The 20,284-nt window shown below is 67.9% G+C and carries 20 protein-coding genes; 11 read left to right on the top strand and 9 right to left on the bottom strand.

The genetic code is table 11. The features are described 5' to 3' along the window. Positions 1-68 precede the first annotated feature (68 nt). Entirely contained in the window at positions 69-569 is a 501-nt protein-coding gene (locus G369_RS0120875; protein WP_019655979.1) for a glycine zipper 2TM domain-containing protein, read from the top strand. 68 nt (positions 570-637) lie between these two features. Here G369_RS0120875 and G369_RS0120880 read toward each other — a convergent pair whose 3' ends face one another. After that, a complete protein-coding gene (locus G369_RS0120880) occupies positions 638-1,162 on the bottom strand; it encodes an FKBP-type peptidyl-prolyl cis-trans isomerase (protein WP_019655980.1) in 525 nt (174 codons plus the stop codon). A gap of 14 nt (positions 1,163-1,176) precedes the next feature. On the opposite strand from G369_RS0120880, the gene G369_RS0120885 reads away from it, so the two are divergent. The 3 genes from G369_RS0120885 (at position 1,177) to G369_RS0120895 (ending at position 3,187) form a co-directional block, all read left to right on the top strand. Then, positions 1,177-2,319 (top strand): cupin domain-containing protein, encoded by a 1,143-nt coding sequence (locus G369_RS0120885; protein WP_019655981.1) that lies wholly within the window; start codon positions 1,177-1,179, stop codon positions 2,317-2,319. Continuing rightward, on the top strand, positions 2,309-2,812 hold the full coding sequence (locus G369_RS0120890; RefSeq protein WP_019655982.1) for a hypothetical protein: 504 nt from the start codon (positions 2,309-2,311) through the stop codon (positions 2,810-2,812). Before G369_RS0120885 ends, G369_RS0120890 begins: the two co-directional genes overlap by 11 nt. 93 nt (positions 2,813-2,905) lie before the next feature. Next, positions 2,906-3,187: a hypothetical protein gene (locus tag G369_RS0120895; protein ID WP_019655983.1), complete on the top strand. Its 282-nt coding sequence runs from the start codon at positions 2,906-2,908 to the stop codon at positions 3,185-3,187. Positions 3,188-3,270: 83 nt separating this feature from the next. Here the strand turns inward: G369_RS0120895 and G369_RS0120900 are convergent, their stop codons facing one another. From G369_RS0120900 to G369_RS0120930, 7 genes are all read right to left on the bottom strand, one after another. Then, positions 3,271-4,047 carry an MBL fold metallo-hydrolase gene (locus G369_RS0120900; RefSeq protein ID WP_019655984.1) on the bottom strand — a complete coding sequence of 259 codons (777 nt, stop codon included), beginning with the start codon at positions 4,045-4,047 and terminating at the stop codon, positions 3,271-3,273. 5 nt (positions 4,048-4,052) lie between these two features. Beyond that, positions 4,053-5,132: an NlpB/DapX family lipoprotein gene (bamC, locus tag G369_RS0120905; protein WP_019655985.1), complete on the bottom strand. Its 1,080-nt coding sequence runs from the start codon at positions 5,130-5,132 to the stop codon at positions 4,053-4,055. A gap of 143 nt (positions 5,133-5,275) precedes the next feature. After that, positions 5,276-6,166 (bottom strand): 4-hydroxy-tetrahydrodipicolinate synthase, encoded by an 891-nt coding sequence (dapA, locus tag G369_RS0120910; protein ID WP_019655986.1) that lies wholly within the window; start codon positions 6,164-6,166, stop codon positions 5,276-5,278. 78 nt (positions 6,167-6,244) lie between these two features. Continuing rightward, positions 6,245-6,814 carry a class I SAM-dependent methyltransferase gene (locus G369_RS0120915; protein WP_019655987.1) on the bottom strand — a complete coding sequence of 190 codons (570 nt, stop codon included), beginning with the start codon at positions 6,812-6,814 and terminating at the stop codon, positions 6,245-6,247. Positions 6,815-6,827: 13 nt separating this feature from the next. Beyond that, positions 6,828-6,968, bottom strand: a complete 141-nt coding sequence (locus G369_RS39125; protein ID WP_019655988.1) for a hypothetical protein — start codon at positions 6,966-6,968, stop codon at positions 6,828-6,830. 31 nt (positions 6,969-6,999) lie between these two features. Then, a complete protein-coding gene (locus tag G369_RS0120925) occupies positions 7,000-8,226 on the bottom strand; it encodes an MFS transporter (RefSeq protein ID WP_019655989.1) in 1,227 nt (408 codons plus the stop codon). Positions 8,227-8,337: 111 nt separating this feature from the next. After that, a complete protein-coding gene (locus tag G369_RS0120930) occupies positions 8,338-9,549 on the bottom strand; it encodes an MFS transporter (RefSeq protein WP_019655990.1) in 1,212 nt (403 codons plus the stop codon). Positions 9,550-9,672: 123 nt separating this feature from the next. On the opposite strand from G369_RS0120930, the gene G369_RS0120935 reads away from it, so the two are divergent. Genes G369_RS0120935 through G369_RS0120960 form a run of 6 tightly spaced genes read left to right on the top strand, consistent with a single transcriptional unit; the run spans position 9,673 to position 17,336 of the window. Continuing rightward, positions 9,673-10,563 carry a LysR family transcriptional regulator gene (locus G369_RS0120935; protein WP_019655991.1) on the top strand — a complete coding sequence of 297 codons (891 nt, stop codon included), beginning with the start codon at positions 9,673-9,675 and terminating at the stop codon, positions 10,561-10,563. Between the two features lie 57 nt (positions 10,564-10,620). Next, the gene (locus G369_RS0120940) at positions 10,621-12,618 is read left to right on the top strand and encodes a DNA topoisomerase IV subunit B (RefSeq protein WP_019655992.1); all 1,998 of its coding nucleotides are present in this window, start codon (positions 10,621-10,623) and stop codon (positions 12,616-12,618) included. A gap of 26 nt (positions 12,619-12,644) precedes the next feature. Further along, positions 12,645-13,556 (top strand): lytic transglycosylase domain-containing protein, encoded by a 912-nt coding sequence (locus tag G369_RS0120945; protein ID WP_019655993.1) that lies wholly within the window; start codon positions 12,645-12,647, stop codon positions 13,554-13,556. Between the two features lie 23 nt (positions 13,557-13,579). Next, positions 13,580-14,701 carry a Kelch repeat-containing protein gene (locus G369_RS0120950; RefSeq protein WP_020723193.1) on the top strand — a complete coding sequence of 374 codons (1,122 nt, stop codon included), beginning with the start codon at positions 13,580-13,582 and terminating at the stop codon, positions 14,699-14,701. 44 nt (positions 14,702-14,745) lie between these two features. Further along, positions 14,746-17,142, top strand: a complete 2,397-nt coding sequence (gene parC, locus G369_RS0120955) for a DNA topoisomerase IV subunit A (RefSeq protein WP_019655995.1) — start codon at positions 14,746-14,748, stop codon at positions 17,140-17,142. 2 nt (positions 17,143-17,144) lie between these two features. Further along, complete coding sequence (locus G369_RS0120960) at positions 17,145-17,336, top strand: hypothetical protein (RefSeq protein ID WP_019655996.1); 192 nt, start codon at positions 17,145-17,147, stop codon at positions 17,334-17,336. 29 nt (positions 17,337-17,365) lie between these two features. Here the strand turns inward: G369_RS0120960 and G369_RS0120965 are convergent, their stop codons facing one another. After that, positions 17,366-18,481 (bottom strand): MBL fold metallo-hydrolase, encoded by a 1,116-nt coding sequence (locus tag G369_RS0120965; protein ID WP_019655997.1) that lies wholly within the window; start codon positions 18,479-18,481, stop codon positions 17,366-17,368. A gap of 198 nt (positions 18,482-18,679) precedes the next feature. On the opposite strand from G369_RS0120965, the gene G369_RS0120970 reads away from it, so the two are divergent. After that, positions 18,680-20,275 (top strand): esterase/lipase family protein, encoded by a 1,596-nt coding sequence (locus tag G369_RS0120970; protein WP_019655998.1) that lies wholly within the window; start codon positions 18,680-18,682, stop codon positions 20,273-20,275. Positions 20,276-20,284: the final 9 nt, after the last annotated feature.

Raw genomic sequence — 20,284 nt, forward strand, 5'->3', positions numbered from 1 at the left:
TTAGTCAGGCACACGCAGGGTGCATGCATACATCATCCTTGCACCGTTCTTTCCGAGGAGCCTCCAACATGAAGATCTCAATGCGCTTTGTTTCCGTCACCGCTTCCGTGCTGGCCCTGGCCACGCTCACGGCGTGCGTGGCACCGGCGCCGGTCTACACGACCTCGCGCTATCCCTACCAGGCGCCTCCGCAGGCCATTCCCTACCAGGAAGCCTCCTATGTCGAATACGGCCACGTGGCCAACATCGAGGTGCTGCGCAGCGAAACCGCCGGCACCGGCACCACGGGCGGCGGTGCCGTCGCGGGTGGCGTGATCGGCGGCGTGGTGGGCAACCAGTTCGGCCGAGGCAATGGCCGGGCCGCGGCGACCGCGCTGGGCATCGTGGGCGGCGCCCTGCTGGGCAACACCATCGAGGCGCAGCAGAACGGCCCGCGCGTCTACGAGATGTACCGCGTCTCGGTGCAGACCGACCGCGGCGGCTATCGCGCCTTCGACGTGCAGAGCCCCGGCGACCTGCGCATCGGCGACCGCGTGCGCATCGACAACGGCCAGATCTCGCGCATGTGAGTTGTTCCCACATTGGGCATGAAAAAGCCGGGCAATGCCCGGCTTTTTTCATGGGGCGGGCGCGGCAGTCAGTGCAGCGTCTGATTGCCCGGCGCCATCGGCGCAATCTTGAAGAAGCCCGTGCCTGCTGTGCCGCGGCCGACTTCCTCTTCGGTGGCCTCGCGCACCGAACGCACGGTGATGTCGAGCCGGATCGCGATGCCCGCCAGCGGATGGTTGCCGTCGAGCACCAGGTGGTCGGGGTAGATCTCGGCCACGGTGTAGATCGCATCCTTGGGAATGTCGCCGCTCACGCCCTTGGGCAGGGCGGAGCCGTCGAAGGTCATGCCTTCTTCGGTGCCTTCGGGGAAGAGCGAGCGGGGCTCCAGGAAGAGCAGCTGGTCGTTGAAGTCGCCGAAGCCTTGCTCCGGTTCGATCTGCAGCTGTACCCGGGCGCCGGGCTCATGGCCCTGCAGGGCCGCTTCGATCACGTCGAAGAGGTCGTCGCCGCCGACCAGGAATTCCACAGGCTCCTCGAGCACGTCCAGCACGTCGCCGAGCGTGTCCTTCATCGTCCAGGTCAGGCCGACCACGCATTGTTCAGAGATTTCCATTGCAGAATTCTCCCATGGAGATCAACAAACCGCTGCCCCTGCTGGGCGGCCTGAGCGCCGCGCAGTTCATGCGGCGACATTGGCAGAAAAAACCCTTGCTCGTGCGGCAGGCGATACCCGCGATGGTGCCACCGATCGAGCGTTCCGAGCTCTTCGCCCTGGCCGAGCGTGAGGACGTCGAATCGCGCCTCATCCGCCACGGCAAGAACGGCTGGTCGCTCAGGCACGGCCCTCTTGCCCGGCGCGCCCTGCCGTCGCTGAAGCAGCCGGCGTGGACGCTGCTGGTGCAGGGTGTCGACCTGCACCATGAGGGCGTGCACGAGCTGATGCGGCAGTTCCGCTTCCTTCCCGATGCGCGCCTCGACGACCTGATGATCAGCTACGCGAGCGACGCCGGCGGCGTGGGCGCGCATTTCGACAGCTACGACGTGTTCCTGCTGCAGGCGCACGGGCGCCGGCGCTGGTCCATCGGCAAGCAGGGCGACCTGCGGCTGCAGCCGGGCCTGCCGCTGAAGATCCTCGAGAACTTCGAGCCCGAGCAGACCTTCGTGCTCGAACCCGGCGACATGCTCTACCTCCCGCCGCGCTACGCCCACGACGGCGTGGCCGTCGGCGGCGACTGCATGACGTATTCCATCGGACTGCGCTCGTCGGCCCTGGGCGAACTCGGCGCCGACCTGCTGGCGCGCATGGCGCAGGCCTACGCCGAAGACCTGGAAGACGCCGGGCCGGCCGAGCTCGCGCGGTATCGCGATCCTGCGCAGCCCGCCGTCGATGCGCCGGCAGCCATGCCCGCGGCCCTGCAGGCCTTCGCGCGCAAGGCCATCGAGGCCGCGCTGCGTGACGCGGATGCCGTCGACCGTGCACTGGGCGAATCGCTCACCGAACCCAAGGCCAATGTCTGGTTCGGCGAAGGCGGCGAGGCGCCCGCTGCCATGCAGCAGGCGAAGCTCGACCGCCGCACGCGCATGCTCTACGACGCACGCCACATCTACATCAACGGCGAGAGCTTTCGCGCAGGCGGTGCCGATGCGACGCTGATGCGCAGGCTGGCCGATCGCCGCGAACTCGGTCCGCGCGAACTCGCACGCGCGAGTGAGGGCGCCCTGGCGTTGCTGGCGGAGTGGTGCGAGGCGGGGTGGCTGCATGCCGGATGAAGCATCCGCTTCGCCGCTGCCCGAAGGGCGCTTCGATGGTCGTGAGGCCTTCGACGTACTCCTGCGCAATGCGTTCGCGGCTGCAGCGCGCGAGGGCTGGAAGGAAATGGTCTTCAGTGACCTCGACTTCGCCGACTGGCCGCTGGGCGAACGCGCGACCATCGAGGCGCTGCAGGCCTGGGCCGTGAGCGGCCGCCGCCTGATGCTGCTCGCGCAGCGTTACGACGTTCTCGAGCGCGGCCATGCGCGCTTCGTTGCATGGCGCCGCATGTGGGACCACATCATCGAATGCAGGGCCGCAGGCGAGGCGTCGGGCACGGAAGTGCCGAGCGCCATCTGGACGCCCTCGTGGTTCGTGCATCGCATCGACCCCGAGCGAAGCAGGGGCGTGAGCGGCGCAGAGGCACGCGCTCGCCGCGAATTGCGCGAGGCCATCGAAGAGTGCTGGCGCAACGGTCGACCTGCGTTTCCTGCATCGACACTCGGCTTGTAAGCCAATGCCGCGAATGCGGCCGCGAGACATATTCGGACGGATATGCAGGTCTAGAATTTTTTCGTCCAGACCTTCATAGCCAAAGGAGATTCCATGAAGAAGTCATCGTCCGTCCTGATCGCCTCGCTGATTGCCGCTGCCGCGCTCGTCGCCTGTGGCAAGAAGGAGGATGCAGCGCCGGCTGTCGTGACGCCGCCTCCTGCGCCCGTGACTGAACCCGCGCCCGCACCTGCTGCTCCGGCTCCTGCGCCATCGGCCGATCCGGGCGCATCGTCCTCGTCGTCGACCGCCCCGTCTTCGGGTTCTCAATCGGCACTCGATGCTGCGAATGCAGCCACCGAGGCCGCGAAGAAGAACGAAGCGCCGAAGCAGTAAACAGACCCTGCATCAGCCATGCAAAAAGCCGCCGTGAGGCGGCTTTTTTTCTTAGCAGAGCGTGAGGATGGCGGAGGCGGTGCTCAGACGTCGAGCCAGGGCGAGCCGGTGGCGGCCGTAGCGGTCAGCATCTCGGCCTCGTTGCCGCCCAGTGCTTCTGCCATGAGGCGCCGCACGATCTCGGGCCGGTTGTTCTGCTCGCTCAGGTGTGCCGCGACCACGTGCCTGAGGCCGTCATGCAGCAGTGCGCGTGCGATGTCCGCCGCGGCCATGTTCGACAGGTGCCCGTAGTTGCCGCCCACGCGGTGCTTGAGGAAAGGCGGGTAGCTCGAGTTGGCCAGCAGTTCGCTGTCGTGGTTGAACTCCAGCAGCAACGAATGCACGCCGCCCAATCGGGCCAGCACGTGGGCCGTGGCATGGCCGAGGTCGGTCAGCACGCCCAGCGTGCGATTGCCGTCGGTGCAGCGCAGTTGCAGCGGCTCGCGCGCATCGTGCGGAACGGTGAAGGGCTGCACGCAGATGTCGCCGACCGTGAACTCGGCATCGTCGCGCGCGAGGTTGAGCCGTCCCTCGAAATCGCGCCCGCCGGTGGCGAGCCAGGTGCCTTCGCTCATCCAGACGGGAATGCGGTTGCGCCGCGACAGCGAATGGGCACAGCCGATGTGGTCGCCGTGCTCGTGTGTCACGAAGACCGCGTCGATATCGTTGGCTGCAAGGCCCGCCTGGGCCAGGCGCAAGTCGAGCTGCTTGAGGCCGAAGCCGCAGTCGACGAGGAGGCGGGAGGTGCGGCCGGCGCTGGTCGTCTCGACCAGCGCGGCGTTGCCCGTGCTGCCGCTGCCGAGGCTTCGGAAGCGGAGCATGCGGGTTATCTCAGGTCGTCTGCGATGACCTTGACGATGCGCTCGGCGTTGACCGAGGTCTCGGGCGCGCCGGCTTCGTTGAGCACGGACACGGTGGTGGATTCGCCCTGGCCCTTGACCGAGATGCGGAACTTCGCGGGCGCTTCGGCCTTGCTGGAACCACCGAACAGCTTGCCGAAGAAGCCGGGCTCCTTCTTGTCGGGATTCGGCGGCACGTAGCGCACGAAGTAGACGCCGGCGCTGCGGTCCCGGTCTTCCACGGTGAAGCCGGTGCGGTCGAGCGCGAGGCCGACGCGGCGCCATGCGCGGTCGAAGCCTTCGCTGATCTGCACGACCGGCTGGTTGCCGACCTTGGCGATGGTGGCGGTCTTGGGCGTGGAGTTGGTCGCGGCCAGGATCTTCGACTGCTCCTGCGAGACGCCGAGCTTGACCATCAGGCGGCGCAGGAATTCGGTCTCGAGCTCAGGATCGCTGGGGCGGGGCTGCCACACGGTCTGGTCCTGGCGGGAGTTGTTGTAGACCTCCTGCATGCCGCGGTGGCTGATGAAGATCTCGGTGCCGGTCGACGTGCGTTCCAGGCGGGTGCGGAAGCGGTCGAGTTCGCCGGTGGAGTAGACCGAATCGACCAGCTTGCCCAGCGTGCCGCGGATGATGTCCTGCGGCAGCTTGGCGCGGTTCTCGGCCCAGTCGGTTTCCATGATGCCCAGGTTGCGCTGGTCGGTGGTCAGCAGGAAGCCGTTCTCCTGCCAGAAGTCCTTCACCGGGTCCCAGAGCTGGTCGGGCGTGCGGTTGACGACGATCCAGCGCTGCGTGCCCGAGCGTTCCATGCGCACGTCGCCGATGTTGGCCACCGCGGTGGGAATGCCCGGGGCGTTGGCGATGCCTGCCTGGTACGAGTTGGCGCTCACGGCACCGCCGGGGATGGCGTAGCGGTTGTCGCGCGAAAGCTGGGAGAGATCGGGTGGGACTTCGAGCGTCGGGGCCTTGCCGGCGCTCTTGTAGTCGATCTTGTCGCTCTCGAGCACGGAGCAGGCGGCGAGGCTGGCAACGAGGGCCAGCAGAGCAAGTCGCGAAAGGTTCTTCAACGTCGTCTTCCTTGTTGGAATGGTTCGGTCAATCTAGGGGCCGCAGTGCCCGCCGCCATCTCTGAGCGCGGTTCGGGCAAAAGGTTGCTTAACCTTGCTGCGGCCGGGGGAAAGGCAGGTCCGGGACGTGCTGGAAGAGGCGTTCAGCCCTTGAGCAGGCCGGTGGCACGCAGGGCACCTTCGACCGCCGGGCGGCTCGCTTCGCCGAGTTCGGTGAGCGGCAGGCGCAGCGTACCGCCGCACAGGCCGAGCCTCGCCATCGCCCACTTCAGCGGGATCGGGTTGGGCTCCACGAACAGGTTGCGATGCAGCGGCATGAGCTCGAACTGGATCTGCATGGCGCGCTTCACGTCGCCAGCCAGCGCAGCGACGCACAGCTCGTGCATCTTGCGCGGCGCGATGTTGGCCGTGACGCTGATGTTGCCCTGGCCGCCGCAGAGCATGAGCGCGACCGCGGTCGGGTCGTCGCCGGAATAGACGGCGAAGTTCTCCGGCACTTCGCGGATGAGCCACTGGGCCCGCTCGATGTTGCCGGTGGCTTCCTTGATGCCGATGATGCCGGGCACCTGAGCCAGGCGCAGCACGGTGTCGTGCGCCATATCGGCGACGGTGCGGCCGGGCACGTTGTACAGCACGATGGGCAGGTCGCCCACGGCCTCGGCGATGGCCTTGAAGTGCTGGTACTGGCCTTCCTGCGTGGGCTTGTTGTAGTACGGCACGACCTGGAGCTGCGAGTCGGCGCCCACGCCCTTGGCGAACTTGGCGAGCTCGATGGCTTCCTTGGTGGAGTTCGCGCCGCAGCCGGCCATCACGGGCACGCGGCCCTTGGCCTGCTCGACCGAGACGCGGATGATTTCGCAGTGCTCTTCGACATCGACCGTCGGCGATTCGCCGGTGGTGCCGACCACGCCCAGGCAGTCGGTGCCTTCTTCGATATGCCAGTCGATGAGCCGCCGCAGGGCGGGGTAGTCGACACTGCCGTCGTCGTGCATCGGCGTGACGAGCGCGACGATGCTGCCTGTCAGTTGCTCCAAGGGGAATCTCTTTGTCGGTGGACGAAAGCGCCGATTCTACTTACTCCGGCGCCAGGCCAGACAGCAGCCCCGGGGCCCCTAGTTTCCCTTAAGGACGCGGCGCGCCGGCGGCCCGGAATCGGCCGCGTCCGGGCGGACGGCGGCGATGCGCTGCACGAAGCGTTCGGGCTGCCCGATGAAGCCGTCCTCGTAGGCCACGACGCGCAGCCCGTCGCACGCCGCCAGCAACTCGCCCGGCTGCAGCAGGAAATCGGGCCGCGAGGGCTTGCCGACGGTCTCGTTGCCGACGGCGAAGGTTTCGTAGAGCAGCACGCCGCCCGGCGCCACCGCGGCCACGATATCGGCCATGCGCGGACGCCAGAGGTAGTTGGTGACGACCACGGCGCCGAAGGCCTGGCCGGAGAAGGGCCAGGGACCGGATTCGATGTCGGCCTCGACCACCTTGCCGAACGCGCCGGCGGCCTCGACGGCTTCGGGAGAACGGTCGACGCCGGTGACCGCGTGCCCGCGTCCCGCGAACCACTTCATGTGCCGGCCGGCGCCACATGCCACGTCCAGCACCGACGCGCCGGGCGCAAGCAGGTGAGACCACCGGACGACCCACTCGGAAGGTGCCCCCAGGCCGTGTACCGGTGCTATCTCTTTCATAGCGATCTGAGGCTCAGAAACAGGACCAGATCTGGTCGACCAGCGTCACGAGGAAATCCGGATGCACGTACAGGGTGAACACGCCTCCCAGCACCGCGAGCGCGGCGGCCAGCCAGCCGGCGTGGACGATGTGATGGCGCATCCGGGGAGTCATGGTCCTGTTGTACACGCAAACCGGCTGCGGATCAGCCTGCGGCGCCCACGGGTTGCGGACCGCGCGGAATGGCGCTTTCCTTCACCGGCAGGTTGACCAGCGCCGCGAACACGCCCAGGGCGATCGCGATGTACCAGACGATGTCGTAGCTGCCCGTGGTGTCGTACAGGTAGCCGCCCAGCCACACGCCCAGGAAGGAGCCGACCTGGTGGCTCAGGAATACGAAGCCGCTGAGCATCGAGAGATGCGCCACGCCGAAGATGCCCGCCACGATGGCGTTGGTGGCCGGCACCGTGGACAGCCACAGGAAGCCCATCGCCGCGGAGAAGAGGTATACGCTCAGCGGCGAGATCGGAGCGATCAGGAAGAGCGCGATCGACACCGCCCGCGCGAAGTAGATGGCCGCCAGGATCTTGCGCTTGGCCAGTTTCTGCCCCAGCAGCCCCACCGTGTAGGTGCCGAACACGTTGAAGAGGCCGATGAGCGCCAGCGCGTAGCCCGCCACCTCGGCCGGCAGGCTGCGGTCGCGCAGGTAGGTCGGCATGTGGATGCCGATGAAGGCCAGCTGGAAGCCGCAGACGAAGTAGCCTGCCATCAGCAGGCCGAAGCTCGGATAGCGGAAGGCCTCGCCCACCGCCTGCATCACCGACTGCTCGCGGTGGCCGGCCTGCGCCGCCGTCTTCGGCTCGCGCAGCCCGAAGGCCAGCGGAACGATCACCAGCGCCAGCACCGCCACCACGGCCAGCGCGGTCTGCCAGCCCAGGTGGCCGATCAGCCGGCCCTCGACGGGCGCCAGGAGGAACTGTCCGAACGAGCCTGCCGCCGCCGCCACGCCCATGGCCCACGAGCGCCTCTCGGCCGGGATCTGCCGGCCGATCACCCCGTAGATCACCGCGTAGGTCGAGCCCGCCTGCGCCGCACCGATCAGGATGCCCGCACTCAGCGTGAAGAGCAGCGGCGTCGGCGAATGCGCCATGCCGAACAGGCCCGCCGCATAGAGCAAGGAACCGCCGATCAGCACCCTGAACGCGCCGAACCTGTCGGCCAGCATGCCCGCGAACACGCCGAAGATGCCCCACGAGAGGTTCTGCACCGCCAGCGCGAAGGAGAAGGTCTGCCGGCTCCAGTCCTGCGCCTGCGTGATCGGCTGCAGCCACAGGCCGAAACCGTGGCGTATGCCCATCGACAGCGTGACGATCATCGCCCCGCAGAAAAGGACTTGCTTGACCGAGAGGGCGGGGGCGGCTGGGGATTGCATGACTTCGAATGTAACTATTCGCCTGCTCGAGCAGGTGGCGCGCCGGCCAAAGCCATTGATGATTTATCGGCCGGCTTTCGATGCGGCGGACGCATCAAAAGCCGCAGGGCTTCAGCGTGCTGTCGCGCCGGCGACAGACCGCGTTCCGGGAAAGCCGTGCGCGCAGGCTCGCCAGGTCAGCCACAGCGCCGGCGCCAGCAGCACGAGCAGCGACCAGGGCAGCGCCCCGGCACCACCGGCCTGCAGCAGCAGGCCGCCGATCAGCCCTCCGCCCGCGATGGCGATGTTCCACACCGTGACCACCATCGACTGCGCCACGTCGGCCGATTCACCCGCCGCCTGCGCAGAGGCGGTCTGGAACAGCGTGCCAGCGCCGCCATAGGCCAGGCCCCAGATGGCCATGCCCAGGTACACCGCTGCCGCCGATCCGGTGGCCGAACCGAGCAGCAGCGCCGTCAGCCCGAACGCTGCCGTGCTCGCGAGCACCAGTTCGCGCAGCCAGCGGTCGATCAGCACGCCCGTCACCCAGATGCCCGCCAGCGAGGCCGTCCCGAAGACCAACAACACCAGGTCGACCCGCGCGCCCAGCCCGGCGTGCACCAGGAACGGTGCGATGTAGGTGTAGAGGATGTTGTGGGCCAGCACGAAGGCCAACATCACCCCGAGCACCTGCCGCACGCCCGGCAGCAGGAACACGAGCCTCACGCTGCGGCGCCGCGCGGCTTCCTGGCCGGGAAAGTCGGGCACCTTCCAGCGCACCCAGCCGAGCAGCAGCACCGACAGCGCCGACATCACCAGGAAGGCCGGACGCCAGCCCACGCCGGTGCCCAGCAGCGTGCCCGCCGGAATGCCCAGCGACAGCGCCAGCGGAGCGCCCAGCATCGCGACCGCGATCGCGCGGCCCTGCATCGACGGCGGCACCATGCGCCCGGCGTGCCCGGCCACCAGCGCCCAGAGCAGCCCCGCGAACACGCCGGCGAAGAAGCGCGCGGCCAGCGTCAGCGGATAGCTGTGCGAGAGGGCTGTGATCGTGTTGACCACAGCGAAACCACCGATCGCCAGCATCAGCAGCGGACGCCGCCGCCAGCCGCGCGTGAGCGCCACCAGCGGAATGGCCGCGACCAGCGAGCCCAGCGCATAGACCGTCACCAGCTGCCCGACCAGCGCGGGCGTGACGGCGAGGCTCGCGCCTATCTGCGGCAGCAGGCCGGCCGGCATGGCTTCGGTGAGGATCGTGATGAAGCTGGCGGCCGCCAGCGCAAGCAGGCCGGACAGCGGCAGCCGTGCCCGGGACGAGGATGGATTCGGATGAGTGAGTGACATGCGGTCGACGATAGGAAGAAGCCAACTCCGGAAAAAGGGGGATACAGTTCCGCTCAATGCGGACATCAGATTCCGCAATGCGGCCATCCCGGGCTTCCCCTTCTCTTCCATCCTTCGTTTTCCATGGACAGCCTCAGTGGTTTCACCGTCTTCATCCAGGTGGCCGAGACCCGCAGCTTCGTCACCGCCGGCCGCGTGCTCGGCGTTTCCGCGTCCGCGGTCGGCAAGCGCGTGGCCCGGCTCGAGGAGCGGCTGGGCGTGCGGCTGTTCCACCGCAGCACCCGCAGCATCACGCTCACCGCCGAGGGTGCGCTGTTCCTCGCGCGCAGCCGCCGGGTGCTGGCCGAGATCGAGGCCGCGGAGCAGGAGCTGTCCTGTTCGGCCGGTTCGCCGCGCGGCAAGCTGCGCGTGAGCCTGCCGCTGGTCAGCTCGCTGGTGCTGCCGCTGCTTGCCGACTTCATGTGCGAGTACCCGGATGTCGAACTCGACCTCGACTTCAGCGACCGGCTCGTCGATGTCATCGAGGAGGGCTTCGACGCGGTGGTGCGCACCGGCGAACTCACCGATTCACGGCTCTCGGTGCGTCGTCTGGGACAGTTCTCGCAACTGCTGGTGGCTTCGCCCGATTACCTGGCGCGCCGCGGCGTGCCTCTGGTGCCGGCGGACCTGGCGCAACACGCCTGCCTGCATTACCGCTACCCGGCCACGGGCAAGGTGGAAGTCTGGCCGCTCGTGCCGGGGCCCGACGGTGCGGAGGTGAAGCCACCGGTCTCCATGATCTGCAACAACATGGAAACCCGCCTGTGCTTCGCGCTGCGCGGACGCGGCATCGCCTTGCTGCCCGACTTCTGCGTGCGCGAGGCGCTGACCACGGGCGGGCTGTGCAGCGTTCTGGCGGAACACGTGCGCCCGCATGCCATCGACCTCGGCGTTCTGTGGCCTTCGGGGCGCAATCCGTCGCCGAAGGTGCGCGCCTTCATCGACTTCCTGGGTGCCCGCATGTTCGTGTCGTAGAAGCCCTCCTGTATGGGTATCCAGTTGTTTGGCGGCTACTGACTACAATCCGCCCCCATGGCGACTCCCCCCAAGACTCCCCCCAGCTCATCGTCCGCCTCCTCCGGCTATTCGGAAGGCTCCATCCGCGTGCTCAAGGGCCTCGAGCCCGTCAAGCAGCGCCCGGGCATGTACACCCGTACCGACAACCCGCTGCACATCATCCAGGAAGTGCTCGACAACGCCGCCGACGAGGCGCTCGCGGGCCACGGCAAGAAGATCAAGGTCACGCTGCACACCGACGGCTCGGTCAGCGTGGAAGACGACGGCCGGGGCATTCCCTTCGGCCTGCATCCGGAAGAGAAGGCGCCCGTGGTCGAGCTGGTCTACACCCGGCTGCATGCCGGCGGCAAGTTCGACAAGGGCTCGGGCGGCGCCTACAGCTTCTCGGGTGGCCTGCACGGCGTGGGCGTGTCGGTGACCAACGCGCTGTCGAAGCGGCTCGAGGTGGCCACGCACCGCGAGGGCTCGGTCGCGAAGCTGGCCTTCAGCGGCGGCGACGTGATCGAGGCGCTTGAAGTCCGCAAGCTGGAGGCCGGCGAGCGCAAGCGGGGCACCACGGTTCGCGCCTGGCCGGACGCCAAGTACTTCGAGACCGCCGCGCTGCCCATGGGCGAGCTCACCCACCTGCTGCGCAGCAAGGCCGTGCTGATGCCGGGCGTGAGCGTCACTCTCATCAACGAGAAGACCAAGGAAACGCAGCAGTGGCTCTACAAGGGCGGCCTGAGCGACTACCTGATGCAGACGCTCAGCAGCGACCCGGTCATTCCGCTGTTCGAAGGCAGCGGCCACGCCGACAAGAACGCCGACAACTTCGCCGAGGGCGAGGGGGCCGACTGGGCCGTCGCCTTCACCGAGGAAGGCCAGCCTGTGCGCGAGAGCTACGTCAACCTGATCCCCACCAGCGCCGGCGGCACGCACGAAAGCGGCCTGCGCGACGGCCTGTTCAACGCAGTGAAGAGCTTCATCGAGCTGCACTCGCTACTGCCCAAGGGCGTGAAGCTGCTGCCCGAGGACGTGTTCGCGCGCGCCTCGTACGTGCTGAGCGCCAAGGTGCTCGACCCGCAGTTCCAGGGCCAGATCAAGGAGCGCCTGAATTCGCGCGACGCCGTGCGCCTCGTGTCCAGCTTCGTGCGCCCCGCGCTGGAGCTGTGGCTCAACCAGCACGTCGACTACGGCAGGAAGCTCGCCGAACTGGCCATCAAGGCCGCCCAGACCCGCCAGCGCGCCGGCCAGAAGGTCGAGAAGCGCAAGGGCTCCGGCGTGGCCGTGCTGCCCGGCAAGCTGACGGATTGCGAGAGCAAGGACATCAGCCACAACGAGGTCTTCCTGGTCGAGGGCGATTCCGCAGGCGGCAGCGCCAAGATGGGCCGCGACAAGGAAAGCCAGGCCATCCTGCCGCTGCGCGGCAAGGTGCTCAACACCTGGGAAGTGGAGCGCGACCGGCTGTTCGCCAACACCGAGATCCACGACATCTCGGTCGCCATCGGCGTCGATCCGCACGGCCCCGGCGATTCGCCCGACCTCAGCGGCCTGCGCTACGGCAAGATCTGCATCCTCAGCGATGCCGACGTGGACGGCTCCCACATCCAGGTGCTGCTGCTCACGCTTTTCTTCCGGCACTTTCCGAAACTCATCGAAGCCGGCCATGTGTATGTCGCGAAGCCGCCATTGTTCCGGGTCGATGCACCCGCGCGCGGCAAGAAACCGGCGTCCAAGGTCTATGCTCTGGACGAAGGCGAACTGACCGCCACGCTCGACAAGCTCCGCAAGGACGGCGTGCGCGAAGGCGCCTGGAGCATCAGCCGCTTCAAGGGCCTGGGCGAAATGAGCGCGGAACAATTGTGGGAAACCACGCTCAATCCTGACACCCGGCGCCTGATGCAGGTCCAATTGGGCCGCTTCGATTTCACGTCCACCCAGGGCGAAATCACCAAGCTGATGGGCAAGGGCGAAGCGGCGGCGCGGCGCGAGCTCATGGAGTTGCGCGCCGATGACGTCGATATCGACGTCTGATTTCTCCTTCTCCTCCACTACAACGCATGTCGGTTCTCAAGCGCTTGTTGCCATCGGTCGTCCTGTTGCTCGGCTTGCAACTGGCGCCGGCGCACGCCACCGACATCTACGGCTACATCGACAGCAAGGGCAACGCGCACTTCGCCTCCGAGAAGATCGACGAGCGCTACCAGATCTTCTTCCGCGGCGGCCAGAGCTTCGATACCGCCAATGGCATCTCGCCGCTGGGCCGTGGCGCTGGCAGGCTCGACGGCAAGGTGCCGCCCGCCTCGCAGAGCCTGCTGGCGATGTTCGAGGCCTCGCCCAGCTACAAGACCGCCAAGTCGGCGCTGCGCGATGCGTCGAACAAGCACGCCATCGACTACGAACTGCTGCAGGCGTTGGTCGCCACCGAGTCGGGCTTCGATGCGCAGGCCGTCTCGCCCAAGGGCGCGATGGGCCTGATGCAGCTGATGCCCGCCACCGCGCAGCGCTATGGCGTGTCGGCGGACAAGCGCGCGACCATCGAGAAGAAGCTGTTCGACCCGCGCATCAACATCGCCGCCGGCTCGCGCTACCTGCGCGACCTGATCGCGATGTTCCCGGGGCAGATCGAGCTCGCGCTGGCCGCCTACAACGCCGGCGAGGGCGCGGTGCAGCGCGCGGGCAACAAGATCCCGAACTACAAGGAAACGCAGAACTATGTGCAGACCGTGCTGCAGCTGTATGCGTACCTCAAGCCCTCGGTTGCCTTGGGCAGTGGCGGCGGCGCCGTGCGAGGCGGCAAGACGCCGGGACGCATCCGCATGGAACTGACCGTGCCGCAGGGCGGCGCGCTCGGCCGCGGCAACATGCCGTCGGATGGCCCGCGCAACATGCCGGCCATGCCCGACATCCCCGAGCCATCGGCAGTGCCTACGGGCGCGGCCGATGCGCCACCGGGCACGCCGCTGTCCTGATCGGCAGGAGGAGGGAGGAGGCCATGGATCGTCGAAGCTTCGTTCTCGCGACCGCCGCCGGCATGGTGACGGGCGGCGCACGCGCGCAGCATCCGGCCACGCACGACACGCTGCCGCCCGTGCCTTCCTCGGCCGAGCCCTATGCGCGTCTCCAGGGCGGCGTGCCGCACCACATGACGCCCGAGCAGGAAGCCCAGCGCTTCACCGACAGCTCCGCACCGCCCGGTCCGCAGGGGCGATGGGAGCCGCGCGCCGCATTGCCGATTCCCCGCAGCGAGATGGCCTGGGCCACCGCGGCGATGGGCCGCATGCATGTGGTCGGCGGCTATGGCGAAGGCAAGGTCAACCGCGACTACCACCACATCTACGACCCCAAGGCCGACCGCTGGCTCGACGGCGCGCCGCTGCCCCGCGGTGCCAACCACGTCGCTGTGACCGCCGATGGCGGCCGCGTCTACGCGCTCGGCGGCTTCGTCGAGCAGAACCGGCGCTCGGACACCAATGCCTACGTCTACGACATCGCCGCCAATCGCTGGAGCGCGATCGCGCCGCTGCCGCGTCCGCGCGGCGCTGCCGCCGCCGTGATGCTCGACGGCGCGCTGCACCTGATCGGCGGCGCTTCCGAACCTGCCGCGGAGCGCGCTAGCGTGGGCTGGCACGAGGTCTACGACCCGAAGGCCGACCGCTGGTCCGCCCGCAAGCCGCTGCCGGGTGCGCGCGACCACGTGGGCTGCGTGTCGCACGGCGGCCGGATCCATGTGATCGGCGGGCGCTTCAACACCTTCGAATACAACACCGACCTGCACCACGTCTACCTTCCCGCACGCGACACCTGGGAGCTGCGCTCGCCGCTGCCCACCGCGCGCTCGGGCCACGGGCTCGTGGTGTATCGAGGCCGCTTCTTCGCCATGGGCGGGGAGGGCGGCATCCTCGTCGACGGCGTGCCGCGCCAGGCGAAGGTGTTCGGCCAGATGGAAAGCTACAACCCCGTCGACGACACCTGGCAGCGGCATGCCCCGATGACCACGCCGCGGCACGCGGTGGGCGCGGCCGTCATCGGCGACTGGATCTACGTGGCCGGCGGCGGCGCGGTGCTCGGCGGCGCCGTACAGTCCGCGGTCCACGAGGCTTTCACTCTTGGCTGAACGCCCAGCCAGCAACAACAAAAGTTTTTCTCACCAGCTCTTTCATGGATTCCCAACCTCCGCTCGATCTCCAGGGTCCCACCGACGGCGACACGACCCTGACCCTTGCCGACTACGCCCAGACCGCCTACCTCGAATACGCGCTGAGCGTGGTCAAGGGCCGTGCGCTGCCCGATGTGTCCGACGGCCAGAAGCCGGTGCAGCGCCGCATCCTGTATTCGATGTCGCGCATGGGCCTGGGCTTCGGTGGCACCAACGGCACCGTGGGCGCCAAGCCCGTGAAGAGCGCGCGCGTGGTCGGCGACGTGCTCGGCCGCTTCCACCCGCACAGCGACCAGGCCGCGTACGACGCGCTGGTGCGCATGGCGCAGGACTTCTCGCAGCGCTATCCGCTGGTCGACGGCCAGGGCAACTTCGGCAGCCGCGACGGCGACGGCGCAGCCGCCATGCGCTACACCGAGGCGCGCCTGGCGCGCATCACCAGCCTGCTGCTCGACGAGATCGACGAAGGCACGGTCGACTTCATCCCCAACTACGACGGCAGCACCGAAGAGCCGCGACTGCTGCCTGCGCGGCTGCCGTTCACGCTGCTCAATGGCGCGAGCGGCATCGCGGTCGGCCTCGCCACCGAGATCCCGAGCCACAACCTGCGCGAGATCGCCGATGCCTGCGTGGCGCTGATCAAGTCGAACGGCAAGCTCAGCGAGGAAGAACTCTTCGCCATCGTGCCCGGCCCCGACTATCCGGGCGGCGCGCAGATCATCAGCAGCGCGGCCGACATCGCCGACGCCTACCGCACCGGCCGCGGCTCGCTCAAGGTGCGCGCGCGCTGGAAGATCGAGGAACTGGCGCGCGGCCAGTGGCAGCTGGTGGTCAACGAGCTGCCGCCGGGCGTGAGCTCGCAGCGCGTGCTGGAAGAGATCGAGGAAATCACCAACCCCAAGGTCAAGGCCGGCAAGAAGGCGCTGAGTGCGGAGCAGACGCAGCTCAAGGCCTCGATGCTGTCGGTGCTCGACGTGGTGCGCGACGAATCGAGCAAGGACGCCCCGGTGCGCCTGGTGTTCGAGCCCAAGACCTCGCGCATCAGCCAGGAAGAGTTCATCACCACGCTGCTCGCGCAGACCTCGCTGGAAACCTCGTCGCCGGTCAACCTCACGATGGTCGGCATCGACGGCAAGCCCACGCAGAAGTCGCTGCGCCAGATGCTCAACGAGTGGATCGCCTTCCGCGAGATCACCGTCGAGAAGCGCTCGCGCTTCCGCCTGGGCAAGGTGCAGGACCGCATCCACATCCTCGAAGGCCGGCAGCTGGTGCTGTTGAACATCGATGAGGTGATCGCGATCATCCGTGCGGCAGAAGACCCGAAGGCCGCGCTCATCGCGCGCTTCAACCTCAGCGAACGCCAGGCCGAGGACATCCTTGAAATCCGGCTGCGCCAACTCGCGCGGCTCGAGGCCATCAAGATCGAGCAGGAACTCTCCAGTCTGCGCGACGAGCAGAAGAAGCTCGAAGACATCCTCGCCAGCCCCGCTGCGCTGCGCCGCCTGCTGGTGAAGGAAATCGAAGCCGATGCCAAGAGTTTCGAAGACCCGCGCCGCACGCTGATCCAGGCCGAGAAGCGCGCCGTGGCCGAGGTGAAGGTGGTCGACGAACCCGTCACCGTCATCGTGTCGCAGAAGGGCTGGGTACGCACGCAGAAGGGCTGGGCCAGCGAGAAGGCGGCAGGCGCCGCGAACGGCTCTGCGCCCGAGTACAGCTTCAAGTCGGGCGACTCGCTCTACGGCGCCTTCGAATGCCGCAGCGTCGACACGCTGCTGGTGTTCGGCAGCGCCAAGGACAAGAGCGTGCGTGTCTACACTGTGCCCGTGGCCTCGCTGCCGGGCGGTCGCGGCGACGGCCAGCCCGTCACCACGCTCATCGACCTGGACGCCGGCACGCACGTCACGCACTTCTTCGCGGGCCCGGTCGGCGCCAGCCTGCTGCTGGCCAACACCGGCGGCTACGGCTTCATCGCCACGGTCGAGAACATGATGTCGCGCCAGCGCGGCGGCAAGGCCTTCGTCGACGTGGGCGAAGGAGAGCAGCTGTGCCGCCCCTCGCTGGTGGGCGGTGCGAGCGGTGCCGAGCCGATGCCGGCGGCCACGCACGTGGCCTGCGCCTCGACCGGCGGACGCATCCTGACCTTCGACATCGCCGAGCTCAAGAGCCTGCCCAAGGGCGGACGCGGCCTCACGCTGATCGACCTGGAAGCCAAGGACACCCTGGCCGGCGCCGCCGCCTACACGCGCAGCGTGAAGATCGAGGGCATCGGCCGAGGCGGCAAGGAACGCGAGGAAACGCTGGAGATCCGCACGCTGAACAACGCCCGCGGCAGCCGCGCGCGCAAGGGCAAGGCGGCCGACCTGGGCTTCAAGCCCACCAGCATCGTCCGGGTGCAGTAGCCATGGGCGGCATCGACATCAGCGTCATCGGCGTCTTCATCGCCGTGGTCACCGGCATCGGCAGCTATGTGCTGGGCCGGCGCATGCGCGAGAAGCGGGCTCTGAAGAAGCGCGAGAAGGACCGCATCGCCTCGCAGGCCAACGAGACGCGCCAGGTGCGGCGCGCCCGCGAGCGCAAGGAGCGCGGCGGGTAGTCCGCCCTGCCCCGGGGGGAGAGGGGCGGTCAGCGCAGGTCGACCCACCAGCGCGTGTTGGTCCGCGCCGCTCCCACCGTCACCACTTCGCCGATCACCGGCGTGGCCAGTTCGATCTTCCTGGCTTCCGTGAGGGCCGCGATGCGGTCCAGGGGATCGCGCCAGGCGTGGAAGGCGAGGTCGAAGGTGCTGTTGTGCACCGAGAAGAACACCTTGCCGCGCAGGTCCTCGAAGGCCTTCACGCTCTGCTCGGGCGTCATGTGCACGGCAGGCCACATGCTGTCGTAGGCGCCGTTCTCCATCAGCGCGATGTCGAAACCGCCGAAGCGCTCGCCGATCTGCTTGAAGCCCGGGAAGTAGCCCGAGTCGCCGCTGTAGAAGATGCGCTGGTCGCCGCTTTGCACCACCCATGAGGCCCACAGCGTGCGGTCGCGGTCGCCGAGCGTGCGGCCCGAGAAGTGCTGTGCGGGCGTGGCGGTGAGCTTCACTCCGTCGTGCTCGGCGGACTGCCACCAGTCGAGTTCGACCACGCGGTCGGCCGGCACGCCCATCGCCAGCAGCCGCGAGCGCACGCCCAGCGGCACGAAGTAGCGCTTCACGTCCTTCGCGAGGTATTCGATGGTCGCCACGTCGAGGTGGTCGTAGTGGTCGTGCGAGAGGATCACGCCTTCGATGGGCGGCAGATCCTCCAGCGCGATCGGCGTCTTGTGGAAGCGCTTCGGCCCCGCCCACTGCACGGGCGATGCGCGGTCGCTGAACACGGGGTCGATGAGCCAGTACTTGTCGCGCAGCTTCAGCAGGTGCGACGAATGGCCCAGGCGCACCACGTGGTTGGTTCGGGTGTCGAGCGCGTCGAGGGAGGGCCTGTCCAGCGGCTTCACGGGAATCGGGTCGACCGGCACCGTGTCGATCTTGCTGCCCACGATGAAGCGCGACCAGATGCGCCATGCACTGGCTTGCTGGGGCAGGTCGGGGTTGGCCATGTTATGGAAGCCGCCGTCCTTGAATTGAGGGGAGCTCTCGTAGCCCGTTTCGCTGCCCGAAGCGCTGCATGCCATGAAGGCGCAGCTGGCGGCGGCGAGCGCGGTGCCGCGGCGCAGGAGTTGAGGCAGGTAGGAGCCTTGCGAGCCGGGGTCTTCAGCCATGGGAGAGCCTTCTGGATTGTGTTTGTCGGATGGTCGGAGACTATCGAAGGCGGATGTTTCAATGGTTTCAGCGATAGAAACATTCGGGCAAGAGGGGCATTCGGCGGGCTATGCCATGTGCCGTATGGCGGGGGCGACCGGCGCTCGGCACACTGCCGGACTTCATCGGTTTGACCGGACCTGAGGGGGCTGAAGTCCATGAGCACCAACCGCTATCCCATCATCTACGTGCGCGGCTACGCCATGACCGAGTCGGAGCGCGACGAGACTGCGGCCGACCCGTTCTGCGGCTTCAACATCGGCTCCACGGTGTATCGCGCCACCGTGAAGAAGGAAGCGCCGGCGCAGAAATTCGTCTTCGAGTCGCCCATGGTGCGGCTGCTGGCCGACTTCCAGTACCAGAGCGTCTACCAGAACGGCCTGGACATCCTCGACCCCGACTGGAAGCCCTCGCCCGATGCGAACGGCAACGACGTCGACGGCATTCCCTCGGCCTCGGTCATCATCTACCGCTACTACGACTCGGGCTCCGAGCTGCTGGGCGACGGCAAGGCCAAGGACGTCAAGGTGTACGCGCAGGGCCTGAGCCAGCTGATCCTTCGCGTGCGCGACCTCGTGGTGCAGCGCGAAGGGCCCTCGGGCTTCACGGCCGGCGACTTCCGCTGCTACCTCGTCGCGCATTCGATGGGAGGCCTTGTGGTGCGCGCCTTCCTGCAGAACCCCGCGCTGGGCGATGCTGCCGCGCGCGCCTGCGTCGACAAGGTGTTCACCTACGCCACGCCGCACAACGGCATCGACATGGGCGGCATCAACGTGCCGGCTTGGCTCACGGTGAACGAGATGAACACCTTCAACCGCGAGAAGATGTCCGAGTTCCTGGCAACGCCTGCGGTCAATGGCCGCATGGACTACCTGCCTGCCGCCGCCTTCCCGCCCGAGCGCTTCTTCTGCATGGTCGGCACCAACCGCGGCGACTATGAAACCGCCAAGGGCCTCTCTCGCATGTTCGCGGGCCACGGCAGCGACGGGCTCGTGCGCATCGAGAACGCGTCGCTCTGGGCCGTGGACGACGCCGGCAAGACGCAGCCGGTGGCCACTGCCTACACCTATCGCTCGCATTCGGGCTACTTCGGCATCGTGAATTCCGAGGAGGCCTACCAGAACCTCACGCGCTTCCTGTTCGGCGACGTGCGCGTGGACCTGTGGTTCGACGTCGACGGCGTCACGCTGCCGCCCGATCTGCCCAAGGACGCAGACATCGATGCGCTCTATCAGGTCGAACTGCTGGCCGCGCCGCGCGGCAAGCGCTGGTACCTGAGCCGCCGCATCGCCGAGGAAGACTCGCCCGCCTGCCGCACGCACAAGGAGCTCACAGACCCGGCCACCGCCGACCGCCGCTCGATCTATCTGTCGACCGTGTTCCTCGCCAACAGGGCGCGGGTGAAGCAGGACCGGCCCACGCTGGCCTATGCCATGACGCTGGGCGTGCGCGTGCCCGACTACCAGGTCAACAACAAGTTCTGGCTCGACGGCCACTACGAAGGCAGCTCGCTCTTCCGCGACACGCTGATCATCGAGATCGCGCCGCCGCAGCCCGACGATGCGGCGCAGAACTGGAACGTCAAGTACGGCTGGCAGACCGACACCGCCGGGCGCGCCTCGCTGCCCATGAGCCCCAAGCAGCTCGCGAGCGGCAAGCTGCAGTTCGTGGTGCCGCTGTCGAGCCTGGGCGCCGCGCCGGCCGCGCCCGGCATCAGCGGCAAGGTGAGGCTGGAAGTGAGCGCCTGGCAATAGAAGCGCCTG

The organism is Variovorax atrisoli 110B (assembly GCF_000382045.1).
Classification (GTDB): domain Bacteria; phylum Pseudomonadota; class Gammaproteobacteria; order Burkholderiales; family Burkholderiaceae_C; genus Variovorax; species Variovorax atrisoli.